The organism is Bacteroidota bacterium, assembly GCA_018266755.1.
Taxonomy (GTDB): Bacteria; Bacteroidota; Ignavibacteria; order Palsa-1295; family Palsa-1295; genus JAFDZW01.
On the sequence record JAFDZW010000005.1, the window covers coordinates 312,088 to 334,677 of the forward strand.

Below are 22,590 nucleotides of genomic sequence, written 5' to 3' on the forward strand. Positions count from 1 at the left end.
CATTGATTGCAGCGAACCTCTCATCGTGCACCACGGCTCAGCCGACGACTACGCCACCGACCGTGGATACAGACTGTGGCGTTGAGAGATGGGCTGTAAAAACCCTGTCCGATGTCGACACAACAACAATCGACTTTTCCAAGATTGACACAAGCTCGATTCGGGCTGAATACGCATGGACAAAGCCTACGAGTCCATCTGCACGATTGGATCTGGAGAAGCATGTTGTCTCAATTACGGCACATCTCGTTTCATACGTCAAAGAAGATGATGGCGATATTCATTTGGTGTTGCAGGACGATTCAGGTCTGACAATGATCGGTGAAATTCCTTCTCCTACTTGCGCTTCAGTGATCCATACTTCGCATGTAGACGAATACTCGACTGCCGTTCAATGGATCAAAACAAATGTCGGGAATCCGACTACGTCGTTCAAAGATGCAGAAAGGATCGTCACGGTGACCGGGGTTCGGTTCTTTGACTTCATTCACAATCAGCGGGGGGTCGCGGACAATGGTGTTGAGATCCATCCGGTGTTGAGTATTAGGTAGAAGAGACCGTGAATGGTTAGTAGATAGTCGGCAAGAATTCTCCCGACCGGGCAACGGTTGGACTTCTCCCTGACACCCATGATTCTGGGTCAATATCGCTCTTGGGCAGGCCATCAATGAATTGTTGACTTATCCTGCCATGCTTACCAATCCGCTGTTGTAGTTGCCGCTCCACAACTGTTGCTGCTTGATGGGTAAGCCGTACGTATGGCTGCTGACGGAAAGACATGTGAACCGCAATATTCCTTTCGCCAGCATCGAATCTTTCGCTTGTTGTTACGAAACTCCTGTAGTCCAAGTCTTTCATCAGATCCGATAGTCTGTAACAATCTGCCATTGTCCCTTTTTGGAAAACAGGGTTCCTAAAACGCAGGTAAGCTTCCCATTTGCGCTTCCACTCACGCTCTTGCCTTTCTCTCAGGGTAGCCCAATCACGGTCATCATTGAACTCAATGGCTATTGCTTTTCCGAAAATAGCTACATCGTGCGGTTTACGCGTCAGCCGTCCAAGAAAAATTACGTCACCCTCATTAATCTGCAACGGTCTTTTCGACCGTGAAAAGCCACATGCATAATGACAGAGTGCTCTGTCCACCTCCTCCTCGATTGTGAATGTATCGTCTACACGATCACGTGCATCACCAAAGAATTTCAAGTAGTATGAAGTTGTAGTACGAATGTTAGACACGTTCGCACCATAATCGTGAAAGTCGGTCGGTGGTTGTGCAACAATCGGTGGCTTCGCGTCCAATTCTGATTGCCATTCTGCGCACCGAAGAACGCTAAGCGGCATGCCAGCAATAGACTGCAAGTATCGGAAGTAGAGGAGCAAGTCATGAATTGTACTTGGATCAGACGTATAGATACCGCATTCAAAGTTGTTCGAGAGTCCGTTTTCGGTCAGATTAGCGGATGTCACGATTGCTGCTCTATCATCGAACAGATACACTTTACTGTGAAGCCCTTGTACACCGAAAATTTTTGCCCCTTGAACTGTCGCTTCCTTTAGCGCATCCAAATTTGATACCCCCGTTGCAAAGTCCTTCAAACTAAATCGGGTAATTAGCTCAATCTTCGAGTAGTCGCAAGTCGCACCTACTTCGCTGAGAATACCAGCGCCGATAAATGGAGAAATGATCTTGAGATGCTTGGTCTTCCGTAGTTCTTCTTGGAAGAATGGCTTCCAATTTCTCTCGTATAGTGTGATTATCTTCATCGCGGTTGTTTGACTATGTTGGATAGATTATCTGACGGACGGACGATCCTTTTATAAGATCGTGGCTTTCACTCTATCCCCACCACAGGATGAATCTCCCGTCCATTTGTCGAATGTCCTGTGCCGTGATTCATCTTCTCCCAAAAGCCGATACCCCAGATCGTAATCTTCATCGGCTTCACTTTCACAATCGCGCCGGGTTCACCGTACACTTTCTTCAACACTTCACGAGCTTGCCGATATTTTGGCGCAAGCTTTGTATTTGACAACTCCTTGCAGTCAGGATCAGGAATCTCCGCGATCATTGTCTTACCTGTTTTCGGATCTTTGATAACGAGATGATAATCGTTGTCGTCTTCCTTGCCCAATTCCACCAAAGTGCAGGTGATTTTGTACAGCTGTGATTCGTCCTGCTGCCGCGCAAGCGTTTTCCAACCTTTGTCGAATCCTCGTTCAAGACCGATCTGGTCAGCAATCGAGGACTTGACAGCTTTCCAGTTGATTTGTTTCGCTATGGGATCGCGGATTGTCTTTATGCGCCAACGGTCAATTCCACATTCCTGAGCATTAACTGATCCAGCAATTGAAAGGATTATTAGCGCCAATATTGGAAGAATTGGCAATGATGTGATCTTCGTGTTCATGTCTTTGGCAATAGTTTATGAATACTGGTCCAATGGATGACAGGACCGTCAGCAAATATACAGAATCCGACCGGGTTTGTCAATGGTCGGGTTCAATTCAGCTGTCCTTCGAAAAGAGGTTTTCTCAAATTCGTCTCTTGGGAGGATGGATCAACCATACTCGATTCGTGGAATCCATGTCGAAGGCCGACCGTCATACATGAGCTATTGATCGGCATACGTCCATTCACAAAAACTCATCGCTGCGGGATCGAGGACTTGAAATTTGACATACTCTGAAAGTTCTATTACAATCGCCTGCCGTTCTTTCAAGATTTCGGACTCGGCTTCCTCTTTCGACATACTTTCGAAGGACGGCAGCTTTTCGACTGAAGTCCGAGCGGCTTCCTCGCTCGTTTCGATAATTTTGACTTCTAATCTGTCCTTGTACCCACCATCGACAAGGTTCCTGTTCATCATGAACGCAGCGACGAAGTCGGCAACCAAGAACTGCCCGACCAAGACAGGTCCTCTAATGCCCACAATAGGAATCTCTTCATAATAGCCATAGATCGGATTTATTCCGATGTTATCACCAGAGAAACTTACTTCCATTCCGGCATCTTCGAGATAACTCAGGTTCTGTGATAGGTCAATTAAGTTCATCATGATCAAGGAAGGAACATGCTTGCTTGCTCTGAGCGTCGCGACTTTTTCGATTAGCTTTGTGGTCACCTGTTCTAACGAATCTACGACCAGATGCTCCTTGTACTGTTGACATGCTCCAACAAAGGCATGGTCTACCCGTATTGCCAGATCATAGGCGGGTTGCGAAGAGAACATCGCTATCCCATAGTTATCCGAAAACATTCGTCTCCCTACTCCATTTATTCGTGCGACACCCACAATTTGCGGCAGCGGTTTTTCCTGTCGCGGCACGTCTGACGTTCTGCTAAAGTGTTCAAACACCGATTCAATAGACGACATGTCTTCCCAATGTGTACCCGTATCCTGAATGAAGTGTGCTAATTTCTGTGGGGATATAGGTTCATTGACCACCGCCCTGCTTAACGATGTTTTATACCGCGTGATGAGCTTCTGAAACAAAGAGTCGAGTGCTTCAACTCTCGTTTCTAAACTCATTGGATCAGAAGCGCTTCCAAGCACTATAGGAAACCATCTTTCAGGACTTGCACGAATCTTGGCAATGGCCGGAGCCGCGTACATATAGATGTACTCATATGTCGGCAGATTCATGAATTGCTCAGGATTGCTATTGACCACTGCCGGGAGTCGCATCATTCGGAGAAGACTCCCGATTATCAACCATGAAGATGCCGACGGATACATTTCTGTGACCATTTCCCTGCTCACACGAGATTTCCACACCCAATCGTTGAGATCGAAAAGGCCTTCATTCTGATTAAAGAGATACAGAAGTCGTATCATTTCGTTGGCCATCGACCCTTGATTTTGGTAGAAAAGGATTTGATGCATTTCTGCCACGGTTGCAGCTTCGAAAGTGGAGCCAAATTCCGAATCTTCAAGGTAGTGATAGCACAACCATGACCAGAGAATGTTCTTACAAAGTGATGCCAACCAGTAAGTCTGGATTACATCGGCATCGAGAAGGGCGAATTCTATTCGCTCGTTTTCTGACGGCAGCCTCTGATTGAAACCGCTGATTGTGGCATTGATTCTTTTGGCGATCTCTTCGTCACTGTTGGCCGTCTTTATTATCTCAACTCTATTTGCGACCTTGAGCAGGCCACGAGGATTGTTAAGCTCCAAACAAGCTTTCGCCATATCAAGCATCATCTGAAGAATCGTTTGCGATAATTCATAGTCACTCTCTTGAATGGGTCCAAATCGATCATTGGTCAGCTGTCGGTAGCCATTTGGCTCAAACAATCCAACGCACTCTTTCAAATGGAGACTCAACACGTCAGGGACAAATTGCACAAACTCAGGGTAGGGATTCGCATTCTTAACAAACCAGCTTGGAATGTCACGCAACTCAAACAGCATTCTTGGATCGCGACGTGTCAAGGATTCAAGCAGGATCTGCCGGAAGCCGAATATCATCCGCAAGCAGAAATCCGTGGTCCGGTTCTGCACAGCGGATTGCATGGTTAGGTAGAGTGTCCGGGGAAAGTACTTGAAGAAGGGAGAATAGCCAGTTTCGCGATAGATGCGAGAGAAAGCATCGAACAGTTGTACGCATAGGGTGACATCATCCTGCGAAGCGGAGCGAATCAAAGCCGAACTAAAGCTTTCTGCAGCCGCCGTAATCTTACTCTGACTCTGGGTCTTTAGTGGCTTGAAGAAGCGTGATAAGTCCTGAAACATACACGTTAAAGATATATTGGTCGTTCGCAATAACAAATATTCTCACAAATAGAAACACGATTGATGCTGTCTCGCAAATTGTCATCCAAGCTGAAGCGATGTACATCGTATCGGACGAAAAGCAGGTCAGAGCAAAAGACGACTGTTGTATCATGCTTAGCAATTGAAAGCCAATTAGCACAGCTGATTGGAAACCAATAACAGGAAATATGAATGACTCTTCAAGCATGTATGGGATCGGATTAGCAATTATCTTTAACGCTTTGGTTGGACTGCTCTGCAACAGCGCGAGGATAACCGCAACGATGCCGAACATGCCCACGAGGAACGCCACCGACCAACCCACAACAGTCGTCACCTTGTCAGCGGCATCGGGTGTATAACTCTTGTACAATGCATACTGATGCCAATCGATACTTGCAAGCACAATGACGAACAGCGAAACGGCGAATACAAAGCTAAGTCCGCGTGGCCCTTTCAGAAATTGTTTGAAGAGTTGCATGATGAATGACATTCAAATGAGCAGATCCTTTGGCAAATATACGGCTTTCTAATGCTATATCGAGCGCCCCGATCAGTTCAATTGACCTTCGAACAGTAGCCGCCTAAACTCCTCATTTTGAAGCAGCAATTCCATCGTGCTTTGTATATACCATTCCTGCTCATCTTCGGAAAGAAGTGCAAAATCAACGACGTGTTCGATGCAGTATTGCAGCGCTTTCTGCCTGACAATGTCGGGTGTTAATAGACTCATGGTCGGATATAGCTCGATGTGTTGGATTTCAGGAAAACAGGTTCTCTTGCCCATGTCCCTTCTCATCAAACACGAGTTCTCGATCAAGATAATAGGCTGAGCTACCTCGATACAATTCGTTCTCCAGATCGGTGTGGCTCAGTTTCTTCCGAGGAAAGAACGACACCATGAATTTGCGAGAATGGCCGTAACTACTTTTATGATTCCACGGCGACCGAAGCATGCGCTTCACAAGTGGATACATTGTACGTCCAAGTTCAACCTTATGGTCTTGGTGTGATGTATAATCCAAACACTGAGAAGTCCCGGCAAGAAGCAGGTCTGTTAGTTGGATCAAGTGCGAATTGTCAGATTGTGACTTTCGGTGATCCGAGTCGATGAATGTGATCTCTTGACACTCAAATGCAATATCCGGTTGATTCCTGTCAATGTGATACGGGACGTGCCACGAAAAATATTCATGACTCTCAATATTTGCATTATCATGATATATGTCTTTGACGACCTTTAGCGCTTGCTTATCGAACGCAATATGTAGCAAGCCGACGATAGTTGCCCGAAATAGCCGATTATACATATTGTCAAATTCCTTATCGCCAAATGCATCAGTATTGATATTCGACTGATTGATGCCGAGAATGCTGAAGTACACCGAACGTTCTATCGCATCCTTGAAAACGACTTCTTTAAGCCATGACTTTGCCAGCCGCATTTTGTCATTGCTTGTCAGCTTCTTGCCATGAAGTTCTCCATGATAGTGTATTAGCTCCCGGTGATGGTGCAAGCGCTTCAGTAATGACTGCTTCTTTACAGAAGGAACAGCAAGGATGCCGATATATGACCAGCGTTCTCCTGTTGTTGAACAGGTCACGTTCTTGATCTCATCAGCAAATAGCTCCAGTTCGATTCTTGAAGGCATCCTGATCGAGCAAGGAAATGTTGACTGAGCGTCTTAATGCGAAAACACCTTCGTCCCGGCTTCATTTCTGACAGATCCCTTCAATGCTTTGCGCCGTTCATGCGCATCAGATCCAAAATCCTTCAATCCCCACGCCATGATCGAAGGTTTGGCGTTATACATGATCAAATCCTGATCGACCCGACTGAGCGCGATTGAGAATGTTCGTTCTGGTGAATCGCCATTGAATGCCGGGATCAGTTCATGCTTGCGCAAATATTTGTAAATGTCTTTTGCCTTTTTGTACTCATCATCTTGAGCAATATAGTCTCGAATCTCTTCAATGACTGAATCCGTAAGAATTTCTGATTTGCGCTTGATGAATGCTTTCTTCTTCTTTGTCTTTTCGGCAACAACTTTGGCAGCCTTGCCGATCTGAACGCCCGTAAGCGAATCGACAGATCTTTTACCCGTTAAGATCTCGTCGATGAGCGTTAGACGCTTTCTCATCATATACAATTTCGGCGACAACTTTTCCCATGTGTCAATTGCAGAATTCAACTGAGCGAGTTCTTCATGGACTGCTTCACCTGTTGAATCATATTTCTTCACAAGTTCTGTCGTCGATTCAACGAGATTGTTCAATTGATCTGTCGACACTTCTGCAGGAGCTTTCCCATTCTGATCATTCATTTTCAATTCCTATTCGTAAGAGATGTGCTGCGATATTGTAAAACCCTTGATCACTGTTGCCGGATCTGATCGACTTGATATTCCGGCAAAGAACATGCTCCATTTGCGGCAACAATCTGGTTCTGCTGGAGCACATGCTTGATTACCAATCCATGCCCGAATCCGAATGTTCCCCGGCGCTTGATCACGCGATCAATCTGGTCCGGCCAGACATCCATTCCCTTCCATTTTCACCGTTTGTGTCGATTTTTGAGCGAATTTTGGCCATATATTCGATAATTGCCGTTTCCGGGCTGTTTTCGATGTTTTGTGTCGTAGCCATATTCTTCTTCATTTTGCCCTTTATTTTCGCGTTATAGGGGGTTTCCTTTTGATTTGCGGGGCTTTGTTTGAGCGGACGGCTCGTGATGGGGTTCGGGATGGAAAGGCTGGGAAAGGAAGCCTTACAGAGTTCCTCGGTCAACCGTCGATGCACGGCTGGCTTCTGTATGCCAGCCGCGTGTCGTTGCGTTTACCGATAGTATTTGCTGTCCCGATTATCGAACGCAGGTAGTGTACCCTCCAAGATATTTATGATACGTGAATTCATTTCCTGATCTTCTATTGAAGCAGAATAGTAACTGACCTGATTGTCATGTTCCTTGTCAATGTTCATGTGAATAATCTGATCAGCATCACAGACGATAGCAAGATTCGGATTGTGGGTCACCATGAAGATCTGTCGTCTCTCTTTGATCTGCTTAATGAAGTGAACGAGTAAGTGATATATGCTCTCATTATCCAGATTCTCCTCCGGTTGATCTATGACCAGAGGAATGTCCGACTTATCCAATATGAGATAGAAGATCAGCAACAGCGCACCACGTTCACCGGGTGACAACTCTTGTAGAGACTTGCTGCCAAGTTTAAGGCTAAATGTCGGAGTCAGATAGTCAAAATGAAAAATGAAGGAATAGATGTCCTCAATCGACTTTCCCTTCTTTAGCTGTTGGCCAACATCCATAATCTCATTTCCGCCACCGGATGTGTTAACCTGCAAAGCGTCAATAAGTCGATTTGCAAAGGATAGAACTTCGGCCTTTTCATCGAAGTGAACTCGCTCACACATGTCGGAGAGCACTTTGTATCCTTCATTGGTTGAAGCGAATGTGCCTTTTCTATTTTGGACTATGAAACCAAAGAAGTCATCGACGAAACGACCAATGGAAAGCGATACATCAACCCTGACATCATATCGCTGAGACAAGTCCTTATTGGATGCGATAAAAGCTGACACTGGATCAAAAAGCTCACGGCGTATCTGCACAAGCAGCGACTTTTTGTCCAAGAGCAAGCCAGCGTACTTGTCTCGCTCCTGTCTTTTCGAAGCGAGTTCGCTTGGCAAAGTTTTCGAAAGATACTCCAATTGTGCTGACAAATAATGAATGGTGTCTTCGGTTTCGGTATCCCCTTCGATGGCCTTGACTTGAATCTCCCAAGCTCTTACCGAATTGAGATACTTTTGTTGCTCAAGTGCAGGACGATCAAGTTCTTCTTGACCGCGTTGATAATCAGCTTTTGCCGCTGCGAGTTGCGCAGGCAGACTTCTTATACTTGCATCCTCCGGCGATGTTGGACTCAATAGCTTATCACAGTCGGCGATGGTAGCCACATAACCCGCAATCGCCGTTTCAATCAGGTCGAGACTCAGACTATAGGTGAACACATCGCTTATACTGATGCCGTGCTTATTGAGAAGTTGGACATGCTGTTCGTCTTGGGATGTTATGCCGTGAAGATATTCATCCACGCTCTTGAAATGTTCGCTGACTTTCCGAAGTTCGCTCAAGTTGATGTGGGCAACTGATCGTTCCTTCTTGGTATTCGATGTCAGTTGCTCAATCGATGCGATCTGTGTCTGCAGCGTTTCGAGTTTTGCTGTAAGTGTTGGATCAATTGTGCCCGTTTCCTCCAGCAACGGTTTAGTTGGCTTGACGAGCGCTGCCAATTCCGATTTCTTTACGGCCAGTCTATTTTCGAGATTGGCTTTGTGGTCCTTCGATGCCTTTGCTTCAAGGGCGATAATATCTCGGTTGATTCTGGTAATATCGGTCTGGATGCGCAATATGTCTGCCTCCACCACGCTACTTCGGTATGTGATGAGATCGTCGAGAGTGCTCTTGCCTTCTCTTCGTTCCACTGGCATGTGTGAGTATATGATCTGCTTCAACTCACGTTCGAAGTCACTTGAATCAACGTCCGAACAGAGACTCTCCAAGAAATTCTGTGGAATGTAGCGTATCCGTTCAACCATCCTGCGATCAGGCGTTTGGTTGAGCACGGCTGTTGATTCCGCACCATCACCCCAACGAACAGTCGCGGAATAACTTTCTGACAGGTTTTCCGGTTTGGGTCGTTTGAACTTATTCTTGGTGAGAAAGGAAAATGCTTCCGGATCTTGGTGCGTGTTCCCGCATAGTCCCAAAATGTCCGTGATCGCACTCTTACCACTTCCCTTATTACCGATAATCGCTACAAGTGACGTATTGAAATCAATCGTTAGATCGTCAAACCAGCGCTTTCCGATGTGACTGTCTGCAGCTGAGAGCGACAAGGACATGACAAATTTTGTCGGATGTGCTCGTTCCCGTAGCAACAACTCTGGTGTCACACCAATAAATACGCGATCAGGCTCGATCACAACTTGTCGGAGACCGTTGAATGTGGTGTCCGCTTTGATCCAGCAATATCTGTCACTCGGTTCTGAATTCCGATCTTGTAGTTTGCCAAACGGGTATTGATTGCTGTGCGCATCCGATCCTTTAATGCATGGCTTTCGCACTTTAATAAGCTCCCTGATATTCTCTGCACTATAATCCTCATGTTCCCACTTAAAGAACCTAATTTGCTTCTCATTCCCTGAACCAAGAATGTGAGCCTTGAGGATCAGACTCAACTTGAAGAAGTTGTCATTCGGGTCAATGTCGTCAATTCCGCCGTACTCGTCATAAGGAAGCCAGATCAACGCATGTTCATCGAGTAGTTTCAGGTCGGCAAGCGTTCTTACTACCGCTTCGATGTCAAAGGTTAGTTTATTGAGAATCTCACTATTGTTGGCTGTTGCCAGTTCTGCACCAAGCAGCGTGGATTTACCATCCTTCCCAAAACAGGGCAGTGAATTCAGCCAATTCTCTATCTTCGGAAAGAGCAGTGGATCGTTGTCGAGTATGACGTGAAAATTTACGAATGGCCCAGACGGCAACTGATGTCCATCTTTTCCCTTGCGATTGGCAACGATGTTGTGCATTCTGAACTCAACAACCGGGAACAGAACCTTTCCAACAATACCTCCACGATCCATGATTGATTTATAGCCGCTCAAAGTGCAGTAGTCATTGATCCCAATCACGTCAGCATCGCAAGACTTTGCATTCGTGATGAACTCGTCGAAGTTTCCACCATATGAAGCTGGCGTGTGAACGTGCAAATCCCATTTGCGCCAAACTGACCCAATCGTTCCATTCATATTCAAGAAGATGTTGCTTTGCCAAAGACCTACATCCAACTAAGCAATGTCGTGAAAGGATTCACTTTCTCCCCAATCTTTCCTCAATCCATCTTTCTCTGATAGCCTGATCGAATGCCCGGCCTTTCGCTTTAAGCAGTCAGTCAGCGGATATGCCGTAATCGCCCAAGAATTGTGGTACAAGAAGATACTGCAAACTTCATACTTGCCTTTCACGTCCCCACCCTTCACTTCTACGATCTCTCCCGCCGAATATGGGCACAACAACTCTGCCGCCTGATTCTCCAACTTCAACGCGTCCGCATCAAGACCAGCAGCTTTTGATCTCAATTTGTCAGCCATTCCGATCTTGACCTTCGCGTCAATATAGCCGTCCATCCCAAGCTGCGTTAGGAACTGGTTGATCTCATATTTTGCAAAGGCGACTTCATCATCATTTGCGAATACTTGGACGAATATTGCTCGATCAGTTGGATCGCATTGAATGCGAATTACGATGCCATCATCAGATCCCATTTCAATTCTTTGCACAGCTATATAGGTGCTTATCAATGCATGGAGTAATATATGCTAATCTCGGTGGAGGCTTTGCAGACTCTTGACGCAAAGAATGAACAGGCGGCGTAAGACCAAATCTGCAACTTTCGTAACTTGTCCTGAGACTTTTTGAAGGTTCAATCGTATATTAAGGTTTAACTTCAACACTATTGCAATTCTATGAACATCATCATCGCATTACAGGCAAAAGCAAATCAAGGCAAATCGACAACGATCTCACTTTTAAGGCCAATGATGGCTCGGCTTGGGTACGCTGAAATTTTCTTCCAAAGTCACGGAAAGGATTTTATTGCAGTATTCGAACACCCGGTAACAAAGCATCGTATTGGAATCACATCTGCAGGCGATACTCTTGATTTGGTAACGAAGAGATTGACCGAGCTAATCGCTCACGGCTGCAGTATATGTGTCTGTGCTGCTCGAACGTCTGGTGGCACGGTGGAAGCTATCGAGAACCTTTCAGGCTACGCCCATATGTATGTTCCCAAAACATCGGCAGTCACCGAGGAAGAACAGGATGCCGCTAACGACCATGATGCAGAAACCTTACTCCGAGAGATTGAAAAGCGGATCTGATTCGATCACACAAAATGTCGATTGAGCCAGAAACGCACAACCTTTTGCGTATTTAGAGAGTTGAGGAAAGCGCCGTTTATCGGTGCTGTTTTTATCACATTAGGTATTTTCGTCATCCTTTACTTTAGCAGATCCTATGGCAGCATTCATATTTTTCTTGACAGCCGGACTGGCACTCCTGTTGGCGTATATAGGGCAGCAAAAGAAGAAACAGCAACAACAGAATACGGCTACCAATAGCATCCCAAAGTCGACTCCGCCAACTATCCAGCCTATCAAGACAACCCAGATAGCATCTTCGGAACCAGTCGCAACACCTGATCTTCCCTTCACGGTAACATTCGGTGGGTTTCAAGAGGTTGAGCCAATGGTTGAAGCGGTTGGGCTAAACGAGTGGAAGATCACTTCTCCATACAATAAATCATTCACACTATACAACGCTCCAAAAGACGCAATCGAGGAGTTGATGGTACATCTGAAAAACAGAATGGGATCATGGCGAGAAAGAACTGTCCCCATTGAGATGATCATCCACAAGACTGACCTGCGCTGCCGAGAGATTGATGCTTTCCTCGCTCAATGTCACAAAGAACTGACCGAGCTTAAAGAACGCAGGATGAAAGAGCCTGATTGGAAGGAACTAAGCGAACTCGACAGAGAAGATGAAATTGACGGGATCGAGAGTGAGTATTTTGACCATCTAATTTTGAAGCCGAGCGCAGTTCTTGATACTCTGTATGCTACAAGAGATAGCAAATCTGATTCCGACGAGGAATTGATCAAGTTCTATGGAATCGAAACAATTACACCGTACCTGCGGTCACGTGCTGGAGACGTAGAGCAGATCCCTGCATCGCACTATCTAAGAAATGATTACGAATTGTTGGTTAAGAAAGGGTTGGCCCGGAAAGGAAAGGATATTCCACTTCAAGATATTTTGCCAACACTCACACTCAAGGAAATGAATGCTATTGCCGATACTCTTGCACCAAAGCCGTTTGGCCGAAAGCAGAAGGCTATCGACTTCCTGATGCAGCAGCCCAATTTGTTCGATCTTCTCAATCGGTCGATTAGCTTCAACTCACTTTTTCAAACGCTGCCGCTTGATCCGAAATTTGCCCAGATTAATCTCGATGACATCTCTGACTCTTGGCGGTTTGACAGTGAACTTGCCACAGCAATAATTTCCGCATTTGATCGGTCAGAGATGCTTTACGTTGATGACTGGAAAAAGCAAGACGCAGAAGAGTGGAGAAAAAAGCGAGGGTTGCCTGTTTAACGGTTGCAATATCAACAAGCACATAACACTGAAACCATTCGTATCTTTGCCTAATGACAACAAGACTTCTGATAACACTAATCGGGCTTTTCTTCTTTCAGCAGAAGAATGAGAATGTCAATGGGTGGTACAAATCTACTTGGGGCATAGATCGAGATAGTATCAGCAAGCTATTCCCCGAAGCCACAACTCCGCAACATCGAGACAATGTGGACGGTATTTATACATCTCTGGAAATGAGAGATTATGATATAGCAGGATATAAATTTACGGTTGCATTCCGAATGGATGCGAAAACAAAATCTCTTATCTGTGTCAGAATGACGTATCTCGCAGAATATCCGGGGCTTGTGTTTGACAAATTCAACGAAATGCTAACAAGCAAATATGGTTCTCCAAGTTCTAAAGAGGATAACCACTCCTACGGAATTGATAAAATACGAATTTGGTCTCTGGCAAAGACTACTATTAAGTTAGAATATGAAAACAACAGTTTGCTGCAATGTGTCGTCGTTCATTATAATATGAAGCGAGATAGTGAGTCGTCGAAATTTTAACCCTTACTGATACAGCAACTCCGCTACATCTTCCACCTTCCGCTAATGCTCTTCAATTCCTCCCATAGCGGGTGAACGGCGTAGCGTTTGAAGAATCCTTACGATGTTACATTGCATAAAGTAGAATACAATTGCTTCCGCAGCCTTTTCTTCGGTTGCCATTATCGTGTTGCCGAGAGCAGCCAGTTTTTAAGTTCGCTTGCTTGTGAATCTGTCATCGTCCTCCCCTTCCGGGAAATCACATCAATGGGCATTTGGGCATTCGGCTTCCTAAAGACCCGATTCAGTACCGTTTGGAAAGAAGGCGCAAGCTTCTTGATCTGACGCGTTGTAAGATACATGCTATCACTAACGTCGCCGATCATATAGGTTTTCTTAATCCTGTCGAAATCGTATAAGTGAACACCTCCGTCGTGCACGTTGTATGCTCCCGCTGCGTCAACGATGATATTTCCATTCGGATTCTTTCTACCCATACGTTTGCTTCGAAGACCGCCTTCGGCATACGCTTGCTCGTGCGTAGTCTTTCTTTCGATCCTCATATATCCGTAGATCATCTGTGGGAGATTCTTCGGATGTGCCGGAAGGACAAAGAAGACGTACTCACCAACACCCCGGTTCTTCCGAATATCACTTCTACAGATTCCCCATGTTGGTGGTTGCGTGTAGAAATGCGGATCATTGTCGATAAACTCGTCAACAATCGCACATCCCTTTCGAACAACCGTCTCATACACGCCTGAGATGTAGATATATCCTGCCATACTGCCTTCCTCAATATGTGTTATATTTGATGCGCAACGTTCGTAGAGACTATGATTTCATTGTGTCGGCTTTTGGCAAATGAAATAGGATCAGCGCCATACTGACTTCCTTATCCTTGTCCTGATCCAGATGCAGTCGATAGTTGATCCAGCTTTCGCTCGGTCGATCAACTTCGCGTAGAAAATTGGGATGAGACTTTACCGCTGCGTCTGCCTTCTTAATGATCTCAGAGAAGCCTGCTTCTCTGACAAAGACAATCATCGCAGTCTTCGTATCTCGCCAAGTCAAGTATCGCAGCAGCTGTGGAATATCCGTCTCTCTTAGACGTTTCTCTCCTCCCCACACTTTGCATTCTGCGACAAAGACATTGTGACTTTCGTACTTCACCAGAATATCGGTCTTCCCATGTCGGTTGAAAGCTTCGCCTACAATCGGCAGTTCAAACCGCATCTCCAAGAATAGCATGAGCATATCTCGGACATCCTCTTCGCCTTTGTTACTATAAATCGACGGCAGACGTTCAAATCCCAATCCGACATCATGAATCGTGTTGAGAATCTCATTGTAGATTCCTTCCGAAAGCGAAGGCTCAGGTGCAGTCGATGTCTTGCGTGGCACCTGAACCACGATTAGCTTTTGTCTCGGTGTAATCGGAGCGACTGCGAACGTTCTTGGAATATCATTGCGCTTCTTCAATGGAATCGTCAATGCGGATCGCAGCTTCCCGGTTCGTTCTGCCTTCTGCTTCCGTTCGTTTAGTGCTTGAGCGATTCTCTCCCGTAAGCTACTATTGAACTTGTTCCATTCACTAAGTTCATACTCGTACTCCGCTTTGAATCTATTGATCGTGCCATGAAGGCTCTTATTGAGTTCTTGAGGATCTTCATTGTCGTACCAACAAATCCGTTCAAACCACACATCACGCTGATCGTACTCAATATCCGTTCGTAATCCGAGCGAAATATGAGTCTTGTACCTGAAGAGCTTAGAATCGCCTTCATAGGGGAAGTGCACTTCAATACATGTCTTTCGCACTGTTTCATGATTTGAATCGAAGGCTCTCGCCCTGACGAATGCGTCGGGGTGCAGGGAAAGACTTATGTCCTTCTCTGTTTCTTCCCGGTATACATTCTCAAAATCAATTCGAATCACTTTCAAGGCGTATCTGTCATGGAAGGATTGAGTCATTTGTTCAATATTCATCTCCAATGCACGAGCTTCCGACAATTGCTCGATTTCCTTCATTGCCGAGCGTGTGAGTGATTCGGTAAGATCACCAAATTCGTTGCCAGTGAAAGCGGTTATCATTTGTCTGTTAATTCATAATGTGAATGTGTTTGCGGACGGGTCCATCGTAGCTAATGAATGCACACCATCTGTCACTATGCTATACAAACATCAAATCGTCGTTGACTGCTTTCTATGCTGATCAATATTTGAATATTTATTGTGCTACTTACAGCTTCACAGGAATGGTGCTCCTGCCCCGTCTCAATAATATATGCAATTCCTGCTCGATCCATTTCAGAAACCATTCGGCAATCTTTGGACAAATGAAAAAGGCCGGAGTTGTTGGCTCCGGCCTTTCCATACTCGAATTACTGATCAGGATCTGAACTACTTGATCAGTTCGATCTTGCGAGTAGCAACTCCCATGCCGCTTTGAACACGGACGTAGTAGGAGCCAGACGTCAACTGATCGGCTGACAGCTGGTACGTATACTTGTCAGTGGTTGCAAGAGCATTTGTCAACTCCATAACTTTTCTTCCGAGCGCGTCGAATAGTGTGACGTTCAGTGGCGCATCCTTCTCAACGGTGACAGAGACGGTTGTTGAGGAAGTGAATGGATTCGGTACAATTGTAACGAGTGGATCCTTTCGTTCAACAACTGTCGATGTTGGCTGCGAAATTGTCTTATAGCTCGGCGCGTCTGGAGCAATCATGTCCAAATAATCACCGTCCATCACGACGCAGTTGTTGACGCTGAACGAATCGGCGACATTCCCACGTGAAGCTTCAATGCTCATGTACACAAGTCCGACGGGGGCGCTTGATACATAGTATGAACCGTGTGTGCTTCCTCCAACGGCGATTGATTGTGTAACTCCATAGCGCTTAGACAGATTTACCGAGTCGAGAACAGCCACGAGAGCATTTGTACCGTTACTTCTCAGTAGTATTCTCACCTTCGCAAAATCATTCGAATCTGCAAGCGATGCAGCTATCGCCGAAGTATCCCCGGCTGTATACGTGCCGACCTGAAAATAGCGGTCATAGGAAAGAGTATCGCCTGCTGACAATGCAAATAATTCCGAATTGTACCGATTGTCATCCCAGCCTATCGGCGATGAGACATCTACTGTATTAGATGACAGAGCAAGGTCGCTCATGCCAACTGCCGTTTGACTACTATCATGCTTGATCACAATTGAACTCATGCTTCCGCCTACTACGCCTTTGCAATATAGATTCGGGATGAGACTGATCCTAAACTGCGGCAGCTTCGTTTGTGACACAGGTGCAAGCGGAAAATCGTACTGGCTGATCTTTGCGACTGAACCTGCCTTATCAGTAATTTCCCGATAAAGCACTGGCCTTGGAATGTCATTTCGTCGATGATACATTGCCATCGCAGGTTCGAGCGATGGCTCGATCATCTTGAACGTCTCCCAGCCGTGTTGCAATGGAGTACCGCCAGTCGAATCATTTCGTCCCCATTGGGCAAACCCGAATACTCCTGAGATGGAATCATGCCACATAAACCTTCTCCATATCGAACCCCATGCTCCATTGTCATCGAAGTACACACTATCGCTCATCATTGCCACATTTGGGAACAAATGGGCCGAATAACCTATGCCAGCCGGAAGCGTATCTCGAACAACAACGAATTTGATAGCCGACCCCAACCAGCCATTCAAAGGGTCTCGTTCTCGTTCAACAGCTGACTGCTTCTGAATTGTCACTCCACCGCGAATGAACTGAGGTTCGCTCTCTTCCCAGATCACACCTGCTCGACCATGCTTGTCTACCGTGATTTGTGGGAAATGATCATTATCACAGCCTGTATTCGCAATGAAATTCGAGATGTTCTTGATCGCTGATTTTGTTATTGATCCACTGCCATAGACGGCGTTCATGTAGAAAATATCAGCGGATCCCCACCCTGTATATTCTTCCCATGCCAGATGCACCGTATCCAATGGCGTATGTGTAGCCAATGAAATGAATTTTGGTTCGCCGGAAGATGTGGCTGCAAAAGTTGTGCTTGCCAATTTGCTACCAGAAGTATTTACAAGTGTCAGCTGACCACCGAGCGATGGATGTCTCCATGAGATCCAGAACGTGTTGGTGCTATTATTAGCTGGAACAATCGCTGGTGCAGCTTCAAATGGAATATCAGATCCTGAATTATGCACTGTAAACGAGTCCAGTCTCACTGCCGGAATAAATGCATACGGCAGCGTATTCGTGGTCTGGGTGTGATAAATAACAATTGTATCATTATGACCACTATGAGTATCATAGTGCGTCACAGCATACACGAGACCGATCTTGTTGTTCGGCTTGTTGTAGGCGATTGCGGGTGTCGAGCATAAGCCTGAGCCATCAATAATCGTATCTACTGGTGACGCGACAGAGCGTTTGGAAATACCGCTCGGTGTTTCGACCGGGTAGCTGACCACGATCTTTCCAGAACGTTGATACGTCGTTAAGAAGCGAGTGGTGCTCGTGTCCGTTTCAACCGCAGCAATGTGTCTGGCATTGTTGTATGTGTTTGTTGCCATTTGCCCAAGTTGCAGACCAATCGCTGGCGCGATGCGGAAAAGCTTTCCTTGACCGGGTTTAACTGTGAAGGAGAATGTGTCATGGGCAGAGATCGTTGTATCATGCACTTGCCCTGATACATCTGTGACACGCCAATCAGATACAGATGCAAACGCCTTACCAAATTTGGTCGAATCAACAATGAACGAGATCGTACGGTAGTCTGTAGTAAGCGTATCGAGAGGATCACACCAGAGTCGCCGATTCAGTAGTGTTATGTATGTCGCCGTCGAGTCGGAAGGAAGTTTGCTAATTCCAATATCAACGTATGTCTCCGCATCTGAATCAACTGATCCCGTCAGTGTCGCAGAACGAACGTTCCTGATTGGAAGTATCGCAAGATTTGTCGGAGTCGAATCACGCATATGCCATGATAATGCGCCCTTCCAACTTAGTCCGGCAAGTGTGTGCACAATAGGAGCAAGTTCTTCATTGATAATCGACCTGAAGGTTGGATACATCTCTTTAAAACCGGGAGGAAGCTCAGTATAGCGATAGGTGTTACAATACCACGCTCCCGTTGAATCGGCAGAGTGCCGAATGTAAATCGAGTCGGAACCAGCAAGCTTGATGTCGCACTGCTGGATTGTGATACACGTCCTGTCTTGCGATCTAACTAAACTATCTCTACCGCCAAAGCCAGTGGTGTCGAATATTATTCCATTTTGGATTTGGCGATCATCGTACGCAATGTTCACTACATACCCCTTCATACCGTGCTGAACGCCGCTCCAAAATTGATAATCCGCTTCTGCAGCAGTTGTAGCTCGGTTGATCCAAATCGGGTCAAACATCGAGTCCTCGCAGTAGACGTTTGTACCAGCATGCCGATTCAGATACGGGACGACAACTCGCCGATTGTAAAGTGAATCAACATTCGTATCCGCTTTGGCTGCGGCGAGAACGTGAGCATCCCAATCGCTTTTGCCTTGTGTCTTCCAATAGGCTCTCACCGAATCATATACAAGACCGTACAGTACAGAATCTCCCGAATGAAGTGCATCGTCGGTTGCCCATCGACGGATCGTCCATCGGAACGGATTTGCTTGTGCCATTAGAAGGTATGGTTGTGGATGTTGCACATCGTACAGGTAGCAAGCCTGACTTCGGTTAAACTGCGTCTGTGCATCTCCGCGTCCGCCCCCGAACATGTCTGAATTGTAACCGATAATGTCGTTCTGCCAATGATACGTGTAGCTTGTGTAGTCATTCATAATTGAGATGCCCTTAAGAAATGGCTTTACAGTATCCCCTGCAGGAGCGAATGGAAAAGGCATTGGTGTTGATGGATAGCTCTGGGATGACTGATAGGCCCAATACCGTTTAGGATAACCACTGCTGGTCGTATCCCACGCCGTTCTCCAACCCTCCCCTGTGAATGGAGTCCATTCATGCCAAAGATTTGCCGGATAGATATTCGTGCCATTAGAATATTCCATTTGGTCATGCATAACTCGTTGCAATAGCTCGTAGGAGATCGGTGCAAGAACATTGGCTCTCGGTGCATGAAGTCGCACACATTGATCATTCAAATACGACCAAGCATGAAATGCCTTTACGTCAATTTCATTGCCGACCGTCCAAGATGCAATTGAATCGTTATTTAGATAGTGTAGGAGATGGTATATTGGAAAATATAGCTGAGACTCGGCAGCACGAGTAAGAAGACGTTGACCTACCCAATCCCGAATTCGTAACAGTCGAACGTAGATTGGCAACTTGTGAAAAGTGCGAACGCGAACATCTACTGAAGGTGGTCTACCAAAGTCTCCAACATCTCTTCCGTCCTCGTAGTAGCTCCGGACATTCAGGATTCGCTTCTGAATTTTGTAATTATGACTTTGCTGTCCCGTCCACTTGGCAAGGTATTCAGCTGTGATGAAATGTCCAGCCGCTTGAGTGCTTGCGATGGATAACGTCCGGTATTTGGCCTTCGTTATCGTATCGGCAACTATTAGCACATAGCCTGTATCACTCGCCTTCCTTATCCAATACTCAACCGAATATAGAGCGTCATTGTCTCCAACCGATGACGTATCCGTCGGAGCAAAATAATAAACCAGTTCGTATGAATAGCTTCCTACGTGTGTTGGATTGAGAACTGGTTGACCCCATCCGCCCGGAGTATAGGGATCAATCGTCGCGTCGGCGTTCACGCCCAGAACACCAGAAAGATCACTCAAGATATATTGACCTGAAGGTATTCCTGCGGTGTCCACAAACCATTCCGGATCTGACGGTGAAATCAAGCTCCCAGCCTTATTCTTCCATCCGTACGTGTACTCACTTGTCTTGTCGCTCGTTCCGGGCAGGTACACACGAACGTCTACGCCGTATGCTGCAGAAAGCAGGATGGAGTATGGTGCGACTAATACGGGCGCATGTGTCGTGTCATAGTAGAATGGATCGGCGACATGGTAGCTCGTGTCATCAATTGGTTGCGATTGCAATGTGAATTTGACTGCCGAATCGCTTCCTGCGAATCCCCACCAATTGAAGTTCATACCAAGCATGTGCTGGAGCGTATCTGCCACAGGGTATCTCAATCCTCCGACTGGAAAGATCGAGTATGGGCAAATGGCTTTCAATGAATCAGGATTCTGCGCAAACGCTGTTGAGGTCAACGCGCAAAATAGAAGCACAAGTAATATGCGAGTTTTCATACGATACTCCAATTGTACTGTTGATGGATACGGTTGTTGTTGATGTCAATGATGAACAATGAACTTGGTCGATACTTGGAAGCCGTTTATTTCAAGCCGAACAACATACGTCCCGGTCGGCCATCCTTCGGTATTAAAATAGGCAATATCGTGATTTCCGTCCAGTATAACCGCTCTCTTTGCGACGCTATTTCCAAGCAGGTTAAAGACAGTCAGCGTACCGTCTCCACTGATCGACGTGCTAATGTTACATCTGCTAAACTTGTCTGCCAGCGACGGCGACATTACCACTGTGTTCTGTTCGGGACTTCTCCATAGCACTGATCCATCCATAGCAGGATTCGTCCGATGAGGAATGGTTTCGCAATTTCGCGATACAAGCAGGTCAAGATCCTGATGGTTTGCATTTGCATCAAGGAAATCATTCACCAGACATACAGTTCGTCCGCTCGTGTTGATGGTATGCAGCGTATCTATGTTGCCCAGACCGTTACACTCGATTTTGATGGAAGCATCAAAGAGACTATCAAGCGCTTTTCCACCAGCATAAAAGAATATGTAGTTTGCTGATATACCACCAGCCGATTGGGAAGTAGTGACTGCCAGATACGGAACGCCGCTTCCGGAAAGATCACCAACTGCTCTCATTTGCAGACCAAAATCTGGGTTAAGAAAGCCGTAGTTTCCGAAGTCGGTTAGACGCGGCGACTTGATCGTGTAGAAGGCGTTTTCTGGTGAAAGTGCGACAGTTCCAAAGCTTTCATCACCCTTGAAGATATAGAGTCTTAGTCCATCGGAAACAATCAGATCGGTCACTCCATCTCCGGTAATGTCTGTAGCATACATACTCTTAACTACGATGCCACCATTCGCGCTATCGGAGATTAGTTTAATCGGATTATCGTGTAAGTGATGGTTTGCCATGTTAACCATGTACGTCCGCGGCCCATCCGTGAACAGCACCGAAGACTCATGGACTGACCTGAACTCACCTGTGACCATAGTCCACATTGCATAAAGTGACGGCTTATCAAGGACAAGAGAATCATTTGCAAACATGAATGGCATTGATCCGAACTCTTTACTGCCTGTGTAACGCAAAATGAAATTATGCAGGCCATCCGAACCTTGAGATAAGAGGTCAGTGAATGACACCTGATCGAAATGGACGGCACCAATAAATCTCTGAAGACTACCATGAAACGCAAGACGTGACGAGTACGACGAGCCAAAGTGCATGCTCGAATTAACTCCCAGATATACTGCATTAAAGAGAGCATCAATAATATCGCCAATCCCATCCCCATTAAAATCTCCGAACAACACTGGGTTACAGCCGACTGCGCAACCGATACACGGTGCAGGACTTGAGTCAAGAATCAAATCACCTCCGTACCGGATTGTCGCAGAATCAGAGTTTCCCTTGATTATGAAGTCCTCCCACTGATCACTATTCTGCCTTCCGATGTTCAAGAATCCAGACAAGTCATTTCCGACAGCGATTGTATCCATGCTGCCGCTCAAATCAATCGCATTCGGATCTGCAGCGCCTTGAGCAGATAGCTTTGGCACAATAACGAACAAGAACCCGATGACCAAGAGAACTCTCATAAAACAATAAGACACCTTTGTCGTCGATATGGCGCAATGTTTTTTCATTCTGTGTCAGGTCAATCCTTCATGACCCATTTTCAAACACGCTAAGCCAGCAAATATTGCATCAAATTGATGTCAATTCAACCTCTTCTCTCGCACAATTCTCTCCTGCGATGTT

Annotated in this window: 17 protein-coding genes; 4 read left to right on the plus strand and 13 right to left on the minus strand. The window is 46.0% G+C overall.

The genetic code is table 11. The annotated features are described in order from the left end of the window. The first annotated feature begins 62 nt into the window (after positions 1–62). Complete coding sequence (locus tag JSS75_05930) at positions 63–551, plus strand: hypothetical protein (GenBank protein MBS1903222.1); 489 nt, start codon at positions 63–65, stop codon at positions 549–551. Between the two features lie 16 nt (positions 552–567). On the opposite strand, the gene JSS75_05935 is transcribed toward JSS75_05930, so the two are convergent. From JSS75_05935 to JSS75_05975, 9 genes are all read right to left on the minus strand, one after another. Then, on the minus strand, positions 568–1,767 hold the full coding sequence (locus JSS75_05935) for a phospholipase D family protein (protein ID MBS1903223.1): 1,200 nt from the start codon (positions 1,765–1,767) through the stop codon (positions 568–570). A gap of 68 nt (positions 1,768–1,835) precedes the next feature. After that, the gene (locus JSS75_05940) at positions 1,836–2,411 is read right to left on the minus strand and encodes a hypothetical protein (protein MBS1903224.1); all 576 of its coding nucleotides are present in this window, start codon (positions 2,409–2,411) and stop codon (positions 1,836–1,838) included. Positions 2,412–2,615: 204 nt separating this feature from the next. After that, positions 2,616–4,739, minus strand: coding sequence for a hypothetical protein (locus JSS75_05945; GenBank protein ID MBS1903225.1), 2,124 nt, complete (start codon positions 4,737–4,739; stop codon positions 2,616–2,618). Continuing rightward, positions 4,684–5,241: a hypothetical protein gene (locus tag JSS75_05950; GenBank protein MBS1903226.1), complete on the minus strand. Its 558-nt coding sequence runs from the start codon at positions 5,239–5,241 to the stop codon at positions 4,684–4,686. Before JSS75_05950 ends, JSS75_05945 begins: the two co-directional genes overlap by 56 nt. A 280-nt stretch (positions 5,242–5,521) precedes the next feature. Beyond that, a complete protein-coding gene (locus JSS75_05955) occupies positions 5,522–6,412 on the minus strand; it encodes a hypothetical protein (protein ID MBS1903227.1) in 891 nt (296 codons plus the stop codon). Between the two features lie 33 nt (positions 6,413–6,445). Then, entirely contained in the window at positions 6,446–7,084 is a 639-nt protein-coding gene (locus JSS75_05960; protein MBS1903228.1) for a hypothetical protein, read from the minus strand. Positions 7,085–7,268: 184 nt separating this feature from the next. Next, entirely contained in the window at positions 7,269–7,547 is a 279-nt protein-coding gene (locus tag JSS75_05965; GenBank protein ID MBS1903229.1) for a hypothetical protein, read from the minus strand. 48 nt (positions 7,548–7,595) lie between these two features. Beyond that, complete coding sequence (locus JSS75_05970) at positions 7,596–10,589, minus strand: AAA family ATPase (GenBank protein ID MBS1903230.1); 2,994 nt, start codon at positions 10,587–10,589, stop codon at positions 7,596–7,598. 39 nt (positions 10,590–10,628) lie between these two features. Further along, a complete protein-coding gene (locus JSS75_05975; protein ID MBS1903231.1) occupies positions 10,629–11,120 on the minus strand; it encodes a hypothetical protein in 492 nt (163 codons plus the stop codon). Between the two features lie 186 nt (positions 11,121–11,306). Between JSS75_05975 and JSS75_05980 the strand changes: the two genes are divergently transcribed. From JSS75_05980 to JSS75_05990, 3 genes are all read left to right on the plus strand, one after another. Beyond that, a complete protein-coding gene (locus tag JSS75_05980) occupies positions 11,307–11,723 on the plus strand; it encodes a hypothetical protein (protein ID MBS1903232.1) in 417 nt (138 codons plus the stop codon). 136 nt (positions 11,724–11,859) lie between these two features. Continuing rightward, on the plus strand, positions 11,860–13,002 hold the full coding sequence (locus JSS75_05985; protein MBS1903233.1) for a hypothetical protein: 1,143 nt from the start codon (positions 11,860–11,862) through the stop codon (positions 13,000–13,002). A 53-nt stretch (positions 13,003–13,055) separates the two neighbouring features. Further along, positions 13,056–13,559 carry a hypothetical protein gene (locus JSS75_05990; protein MBS1903234.1) on the plus strand — a complete coding sequence of 168 codons (504 nt, stop codon included), beginning with the start codon at positions 13,056–13,058 and terminating at the stop codon, positions 13,557–13,559. Between the two features lie 161 nt (positions 13,560–13,720). Here the strand turns inward: JSS75_05990 and JSS75_05995 are convergent, their stop codons facing one another. The 4 genes from JSS75_05995 to JSS75_06010 all read right to left on the minus strand — a co-directional run bounded on the left by JSS75_05995 (position 13,721) and on the right by JSS75_06010 (position 22,388). Continuing rightward, complete coding sequence (locus tag JSS75_05995) at positions 13,721–14,323, minus strand: hypothetical protein (protein ID MBS1903235.1); 603 nt, start codon at positions 14,321–14,323, stop codon at positions 13,721–13,723. Positions 14,324–14,372: 49 nt separating this feature from the next. Next, positions 14,373–15,632 (minus strand): hypothetical protein, encoded by a 1,260-nt coding sequence (locus JSS75_06000; protein MBS1903236.1) that lies wholly within the window; start codon positions 15,630–15,632, stop codon positions 14,373–14,375. Positions 15,633–15,941: 309 nt separating this feature from the next. After that, positions 15,942–20,687 (minus strand): T9SS type A sorting domain-containing protein, encoded by a 4,746-nt coding sequence (locus tag JSS75_06005; protein MBS1903237.1) that lies wholly within the window; start codon positions 20,685–20,687, stop codon positions 15,942–15,944. A 174-nt stretch (positions 20,688–20,861) separates the two neighbouring features. Continuing rightward, on the minus strand, positions 20,862–22,388 hold the full coding sequence (locus tag JSS75_06010; GenBank protein MBS1903238.1) for a T9SS type A sorting domain-containing protein: 1,527 nt from the start codon (positions 22,386–22,388) through the stop codon (positions 20,862–20,864). Between the last annotated feature and the right edge of the window lie 202 nt (positions 22,389–22,590).